The organism is Rhizobium sp. PRIMUS64 (genome assembly GCF_023006465.1).
GTDB lineage: Bacteria > Pseudomonadota > Alphaproteobacteria > Rhizobiales > Rhizobiaceae > Rhizobium > Rhizobium leguminosarum.
The window spans coordinates 21,732-29,105 of the sequence record NZ_JALBGX010000086.1; the positions used below are offsets into that span (position 1 = coordinate 21,732).

Here is a 7,374-nt window from a genome sequence, read left to right on the forward strand (position 1 = left end):
CGGTCACCTCGGTGACGGTTTCACCGTCACCTGAGATAGTGGATATGCGGGCGCGAATGATAGGGAGAGGCTTCGATGCGGGCCTCGACGGAAAAGACATTCCTTAGAAGATCCTCGCTCAACACGTCCTGCGGCGCGCCGGAGGCGACGATCCTGCCATGCTGCATGATGATCAGCTGGTCGCAGAACATGGCAGCATGATTGAGATCGTGCAGGGCGACGATGCTGGTGATCGGCAGGCCGGAGACGAGCCGCATCAGGCCGATCTGATGCTGGATATCGAGATGGTTCGTGGGTTCGTCGAGGATCAGCTCCTGGGGCGACTGGGCGAGCGCCCTTGCGATATGGGTGCGCTGCTTCTCGCCGCCCGACAGGCTTTGCCAGCGATCGTCGCGTTTCTCCGCCATGCCGGCGCGCGCCAGCGCGGCTTCGACCGCCTCGTCGTCGGTCTTCGTCCAGCCTGAAAACATCGACCGGTGCGGGAACCGGCCGAGCTTGACGACGTCGACGACCCGCAGATTGGCATTTGTGGTGGCGTGTTGCTCGACGAAGGCGATCCGCCGGGCGATCGAGCGGCGGCTGATAGTGGCGATGTCGCTCCGGTCGAGCGTGATGCGGCCGGAATGCGGCCGCTTCAGGCCGGCGAGAAGCCGCAGGAGCGAGGTCTTGCCCGAGCCGTTCGGCCCGAGCAGGCCGAGCATCTTGCCCGGCGGCGCGTCCAGGGAAACGCCGTCGAGAATGGTCTTCCTGCCAATCTTCCAGATGAGGTTGTCGGCCTTGATGCTCATGATGCGCGCTGGAACCGGTAGAGGATGATCGAGAAGAAGGGGACGCCCACCAGGGCGGTGACGACGCCGATTGGCAGGATCTGGTTTGGAATGAGGGCGCGCGCGGCGATGTCGGCGAGCACCATGAAGATCGCCCCTGTTATGGCGCAAGCCGGCAGGAGGCGGACATGCAGCGGCCCGACGACAAAGCGCGCGACATGCGGCACGACAAGGCCGACGAAGCCGATCGATCCTACCATGCTGACGATCGTCGCCGTCATCATTGCCGTCAGCGCAAAGAGCGCCATCCGGGCGCGGCCGACATTGACGCCGAGTGATGATGCCGCCTCGTCGCCGAAAGCGAAGGCGTCGAGCACGCGGGCGTAAAACAGGCAGCCGACGAGGCCGACGCCGACAACGATCGAGACCAGCGCAAATTCCGGCCAGCGCACGCCGCCGAAGCTGCCGAGCAGCCAGAACATGACGTCGCGGGCCTGCTGGGCGTTGGCCGACGTCGTGACGATGTAAGACGTCGTGGCGTTGAAGAGCTGCGAAGCGGCGACACCGGCGAGGATGGTGCGATCGGCGCCGCCGCGTGTGCCGTTTGACAGCAGCGCGACGAAGAAGAAGGCCGCGAAGGCGCCGGCAAAGGCGCCGGCGGAAAGCGAGACCGCGCCGGCGCCGACGCCTAAGATGACGATCGCGACGGCGCCTGTGGAGGCGCCGGCCGAGATGCCGAGAACATAGGGTTCGGCAAGCGGATTGCGCAGCAGCGACTGCATGATCGCGCCCGATAGTGCAAGGCCGGCGCCGCAGAAGGCGGCAACCAGCGCCCGGCTGAGACGATAATCCCAGATGACGGTCTCGTGGATGCGGTTCAGTTCGACCGCGGTCCATCCCAGCCGGTTGGTGACGGCCGAAAACGTGGTTGCAAGCGGGATCGGCAGGTCGCCGATCCCGACGCTGACGCCAATGGCGACAGCGATGAGGCAGAAGGAGGCCAGGAGCAGCGCGAGGACGGCTCCCAGTTGCCGGAAGATACGGCTCGCTTCGGTCACTGCAACAGACCGAGAGCCTTCAGCTGGCCGGCCACCTGCTCGGCGCCGTAGACCGTGCGGACGGTCGGGTTCATGGCCTGGCCGTCCATGATCACGATCGCCTTGTTCTTGACGGCGGGGATCTGGCTGACGGCCGGATCGGTGTTCAGGAAATTGATCTTCGCCTCCGGCTTGTCGAGCTCCCAGCGGTTGCGGTCAAGACTGGCGACGACGATGACGTCGGGATTGGAGGCGATGATGCCTTCCCAGCCGAGCGTCGGCCATTCCGCTTCCGCTGATATTGCGTTGTGCCCGCCGAGCAGGTCGGCGATGAAGCCGGACGCGCTGTTCTTGCCGCCGAGATAGGCGTCGGCCGACGGGCTGGGGCTGGAGAACCAGAAGACGTAGGAAAGGTTCTTGCCGTCCTTTGAAACGCTGGAGCGAAGCTTGGCTTCGCGCGCCTTGAAGTCGGCGATCAGCGCCTGGCCGCGATCGGCGACATCGAAAATCTCAGAGAGTTCATCGATCTCCTTGTAGAGGAGATCCATGTTCCACAGCTCGGCGCGGCTGCCGTACTGGTCCTTGACGTCCTTGGTGCTGAGGCAGGTGCTGGGAGAAAGATAGCTTGCGACGCCGACCTTGTCGAAATCCTCGCGCTTGGCGACCTTGCTGTTCGGCCCGACCAGGCTTGGCAGAGCCGCCGCCACGAAGTCGGGATTTTCGGCGAGGATCGATTCGAAGGTCGGCATCTCGACGGTCAGAAGCTTGACCTTGGCATTGGCTTCTGCGAGCTGCGGCAGAACCTTGCTCGGCCAGAAGGCCGTGCCGGCCATCTTGTCCTGAAGGCCGAGCAGCAGCAGGATTTCAGCGCTGTTCTGGCCGAGGCCGATCGCCCGTTCGGGCGCCTTCTGGAAAGTCACCTGCGCGCCGCAGTTTTCCAGGGTCAGCGGGTAGGTCGTCGAAGCGGCCAAAGACGGATTTGCGGCAAGGCCGATCATGGTTGAGAGGCCGCAGGCGGCCAGAAGCGATTTGAGGCTGGTCACGAAGAAATTCCCGGTGCGTGAGTATATGCGGCCGTATAGCCTCAGAAACGGCCAGAAAACAAGACCAAATAAATCAACTTATCGCAAAATTGACAAGGCATTGCTGCGGGAACAACGTGCCACCGCCTGTCGAACGGCAGCCGCGTTCGCCGTCTAAACGGGGCCGACCGGTGACAGCGACTTGCCGTAGACCTCGAGGATCGCCGCAATCTCCTTGAGGATGCCGGAGAGCGGAAGCGTGCCTTTTCTGTCGAACGCCATGTCGCTGCGTTCGAAAAGGGCGAGGCAGATCTCGCTCGAATCATGGCGCGATTGGTAGGCAAGGCCATCCGGCCGGTCGGCATGGTCCCAAAGCGCGTCGGTCCAAAGGCCGCATGGTCCGTAGGGGCCGGTGGAGATGGCATTATCAGTGCCGAGGGTCTGCAGGCCGGTTCCGTGCATGCGGACGATCCTCAGTGGTCTGATACAGCTGAGTTCACTGATGGCGCGTGTGGTGATTTCGGTCATGGACACCATCAACCGCTGGGGATTGCGCAGGATCGTTTCCGCAAGCGCTCCCCTGCGGCTCATCCCGACATAGAGAATTCCGAAACGTCCGCTGGCGCTGTCGAAACGATTGGTGGCGGGAATCCCGGGGCCGGGTCCAAAGAAGATGGGGTCGAGATGCGTCCGATAGACCCTATGGAGAACCTGCCCGACCGGAATGAGGTCGATCGGCAATGACGAATGGGCGAGCCAAGCGGGCGGGGGCAGTGCAGCGACGGCCCTCTGCCTGCATTTGCCGGCATCAGGCAAAGCCGTCGGAGGTTTCGATCCGGATCAGACGCCGGACTGCTTCACGATCGCCGTCGCGCAGCGCCTGCAGAGCTGTCCGACCACCGAGAACCGTATCGGAAGCAAGCAGAAAATCCAATGCGATCCAGGGACCGGCGGCGGCAAAACCACGCACGACATCGGAAATCCCTGCGATCACCTCACCTTGATCCAACTGGCAGAGCGGATAGCGCCAGTCGCTGCCTTCGCGCACGGCAAGCAGCGTGCCGGCTCGCCGCCTTTTGTCGACTGCCTGTCTGCTGATGCCGAGGATCCGTCCGGCGTCCTCGGCTGACATCGTCCCGCCGGCCCGTTCGACGAGATTTTGCCGATGCTCGACGTTGCGAGCCAACGCCGGAACCAGCGGATCGAGATCGTTTATCGCCGCGCCCACCATATCCGAGCGGCTGAGAAGCTGCGCCAACGATCCGGCGTCGGTCGGGGCCGAAAGCGCATCGGCCAGATCCTTTGCCGGCACGTTTGCAGAAATGCGCTCCAGCGCCGAAGTCGCGCGTCTCAGAAACGCGGTCCTGATGGAATTCGGCTCTTCCTGTGCTGTGACGGGAGTGGATGCGTTGCGGGCCATGGAGCGGCTCCTTGGTTGACAAGGTATTTATACGGCTCATGCCGATATGAAGTCAACCACATGTAGAGACCACGCGCATTACTAAGCTTCCAGAAAGCCCCGATCGCCCGAGAGAGAGCATACGCGTTCTCGTGAGCGAAGCCTTCGACATTGTTCAGGTCATCTTTCCTACAAGCTTGGCATAGTCCGAAAACGTCAACCGTTCGCCTCTCCTGCCTGCCTCTTCGGCAAGCTGCAGCACACGGATGGGGAACAATATCGCGGCGCGGTTGGCATCCGACAGTTCATGGTCGTCGTCCTCCTCGACTGCCTTCTTGGCTTTCGAGAGCGCGGCATTGAGTTCTCCGCTGGTCAGCAGTTCCTTCTCGACGATCGCATCACATATCGACGCCATTGCCATGATGAGGCCCTTGAGCTGGAGGTTAGCCGTATTCATGAGAACTCCAAGGGAACGAGGGACCTATGATGGTGACGCTCCGGCGCCTCGCCGATTGCGTCGATGAATTGTTACGTCAGTCCGATTGAACCGGTCGGATGGTGTCGACGGCGACGGCGCCGTCGAGGACCCCACGCGTAACATCGCCCCTGTGCCGCTCGATCTCAATGACGGTGTAAAGCTTGTCGTCGCGAAAGGCGCTGGCATTGACCGTTGTGACATCTTCGGCGGGAGCCGCATCCACTTCCATGAAATCGAGCTCACGAGCCGCAGCGACGATCCTGGCGTCGCCGGCCGTTCTGGCAGCGACGACGACGGTACCATGTCCGGGGGAGTTGTCCCATCTCGGATCGTCGGGTGCCGCGATCGGCTCCAACCGGTAGATGTTGAGCATCTCGCCGCCAGCGTCGGGCGACGCTTGCGCATCCTGGATTTGCGCCTGGCTCTCGACCGACTTCCCGAAGGTGGTCTGGCTGGTCGCGTTGTTGATCTCTTCCTTGCCTGTCCTTGAGACGTTCGACATATCGCTCTCCATTGTCAGGACGGAAACGACAGCCGGCAGCCAAGTGTTCCCCCACGCACGAAAAACCGCAAATTCCACCCAGACGATGTCCGGCGCGCACTTTGGATATCTGCAACTATCAGGCTCATTTTGGGCGCTGAATCATGTTAGGATCGACGCGGGACGGCCATACCATTTTCCCAGTCGAGCACTAAATTACCAGTCGTCGAAGAGGGGGATTCTCGTGAACAACCAAACCAGCGAATTCGCGCGCGACAATGCCGCGGCAGATAACCTCAATGGTCAGGTCCACAAAGCAATGGCGTTGGACGAGGCCAGTGCCCTTCTGGAGGTGCTGGTTGCGGTAAGACGGGGCGACTTTTCGGTGCGGATGCGGTCGGATCTGACCGGTGTCACCGGCAAGGTCGCCGACGCTCTCAATGACATCATCGCCGCCAATCAGCGGATGGCCCAGCAGCTCGAACATGTCGGGCAGGTGGTCGGCAGGGACGGGCGAACGAGCACGCGCGTGCGCTTCGGCCTGTCGGACGGTTCCTGGTCCGAAATGGAAGGATCGATCAACGGTCTGATCGACGACCTTCTATGGCCGACGACAGCTGTCACGCGCACGATCACTGCGGTCGCCAAGGGAGATCTTCTGCAGACCGTGCCGCTCGATGTCGACGGGCGGGCGCTCAAAGGTGAGTTCCTACGCTCGGCCGATATCGTCAATACGATGATCAAGCAGCTGAGCGTCTTCACATCGGAAGTGACGCGCGTCGCGCGCGAGGTCGGCACGGACGGAAAACTCGGCGGCCAAGCGCAGGTGCCGGAGGTGACGGGCGTCTGGAAGGACCTCACCGAAAGCGTGAACTCGATGGCGTCGAACCTGACGGCGCAGGTGCGCAACATCGCGGAAGTGACGATCGCCGTTGCGAATGGCGATCTTTCCAAGAAGATCACCGTCGACGTGCGCGGCGAGATCCTGCAGCTGAAGGAGGCGATCAACACCATGGTCGACCAGCTCAGGTCCTTCGCCTCGGAAGTAACGCGCGTCGCGCGCGAGGTCGGCACCGAAGGCAAGCTCGGCGGACAGGCGCTGGTGCCAGGCGTCGCCGGAACCTGGAAAGACCTCACCGATTCCGTCAACGCCATGTGCGGCAACCTGACGGCTCAGGTCCGCAACATCGCCCAGGTGACGACGGCCGTGGCGCGCGGCGACCTGTCGCGCAAGATCACGGTCGACGTCTCCGGCGAAATCCTGGAGCTCAAGGAGACCATCAACACGATGGTCGACCAGCTGAACGGCTTCGCCGGCGAGGTGACGCGTGTGGCGCGTGAAGTCGGCACCGAAGGTCGGCTCGGCGGCCAGGCGCAAGTGCCCGGTGTGGCGGGCACCTGGAAGGACCTGACCGACAACGTCAATTCCATGGCCTCGAACCTCACGGCGCAGGTGCGCAATATCGCCGAAGTCTCGACCGCGATCGCCAATGGCGACCTGTCGAAGAAGATCACGGTCACGGTGTCGGGGGAAATCCTCGAGCTGAAGGAGACGATCAACACGATGGTCGATCAGCTCAATGCCTTTGCTTCCGAAGTGACCCGTGTGGCCCGCGAAGTGGGCACGGAGGGCCGGCTTGGCGGCCAGGCCAATGTGCGCGGCGTCGCCGGCACCTGGAAGGATCTTACCGAGAACGTCAACTCGATGGGCGGCAACCTGACGGCGCAGGTGCGCAATATCGCGGAGGTCTCGACCGCCATCGCCAATGGCGACCTGTCGAAGAAGATCACCGTCGACGTGAAGGGGGAGATCCTCGAGCTGAAGGAAACCATCAATACGATGGTCGATCAGCTGAATGCCTTTGCCTCGGAAGTCACCCGCGTCGCCCGCGAAGTGGGCACGGAGGGCCGGCTCGGCGGCCAGGCCAATGTGCGCGGCGTCGCCGGCACCTGGAAGGACCTGACCGACAGCGTCAATTCGATGGCGTCCAACCTCACCGGGCAGGTGCGCAACATCGCCGAAGTCGCGACCGCCGTCGCCCAGGGAGACCTGTCCAAGAAGATCACCGTCACCGTGTCTGGCGAAATCCTCGAACTGAAGGAGACCATCAACACGATGGTCGACCAGCTCAACGGCTTTGCCGGCGAGGTGACGCGCGTGGCGCGCGAGGTCGGCACCGAAGGCCGGCT

General features: G+C 62.7%; 8 protein-coding genes. 1 reads left to right on the forward strand and 7 read right to left on the reverse strand.

Going from position 1 to position 7,374, the window contains the following annotated elements; all coding sequences use genetic code 11:
* Positions 1-26: 26 nt before the first annotated feature.
* The 7 genes from MOV76_RS26795 to MOV76_RS26825 form a co-directional block, all read right to left on the reverse strand.
* Positions 27-788, reverse strand: coding sequence for an ABC transporter ATP-binding protein (locus tag MOV76_RS26795; RefSeq protein WP_113542760.1), 762 nt, complete (start codon positions 786-788; stop codon positions 27-29).
* Positions 785-1,825: an iron ABC transporter permease gene (locus MOV76_RS26800; RefSeq protein ID WP_247265658.1), complete on the reverse strand. Its 1,041-nt coding sequence runs from the start codon at positions 1,823-1,825 to the stop codon at positions 785-787. The genes MOV76_RS26795 and MOV76_RS26800 overlap by 4 nt, the downstream gene beginning before the upstream one ends.
* Entirely contained in the window at positions 1,822-2,847 is a 1,026-nt protein-coding gene (locus MOV76_RS26805; protein WP_247265659.1) for an ABC transporter substrate-binding protein, read from the reverse strand. Before MOV76_RS26805 ends, MOV76_RS26800 begins: the two co-directional genes overlap by 4 nt.
* A gap of 153 nt (positions 2,848-3,000) precedes the next feature.
* Entirely contained in the window at positions 3,001-3,567 is a 567-nt protein-coding gene (locus MOV76_RS26810) for an RES family NAD+ phosphorylase (protein ID WP_247265660.1), read from the reverse strand.
* A gap of 67 nt (positions 3,568-3,634) precedes the next feature.
* Positions 3,635-4,246, reverse strand: a complete 612-nt coding sequence (locus tag MOV76_RS26815) for a helix-turn-helix domain-containing protein (protein WP_112907166.1) — start codon at positions 4,244-4,246, stop codon at positions 3,635-3,637.
* A gap of 154 nt (positions 4,247-4,400) precedes the next feature.
* On the reverse strand, positions 4,401-4,682 hold the full coding sequence (locus MOV76_RS26820) for a hypothetical protein (RefSeq protein WP_018445002.1): 282 nt from the start codon (positions 4,680-4,682) through the stop codon (positions 4,401-4,403).
* Positions 4,683-4,758: 76 nt separating this feature from the next.
* A complete protein-coding gene (locus MOV76_RS26825; RefSeq protein WP_247265662.1) occupies positions 4,759-5,217 on the reverse strand; it encodes a hypothetical protein in 459 nt (152 codons plus the stop codon).
* Positions 5,218-5,428: 211 nt separating this feature from the next.
* Between MOV76_RS26825 and MOV76_RS26830 the strand changes: the two genes are divergently transcribed.
* The coding region (locus MOV76_RS26830; RefSeq protein WP_247265661.1) for a HAMP domain-containing protein at positions 5,429-7,374 on the forward strand (1,946 nt) is incomplete at its 3' end.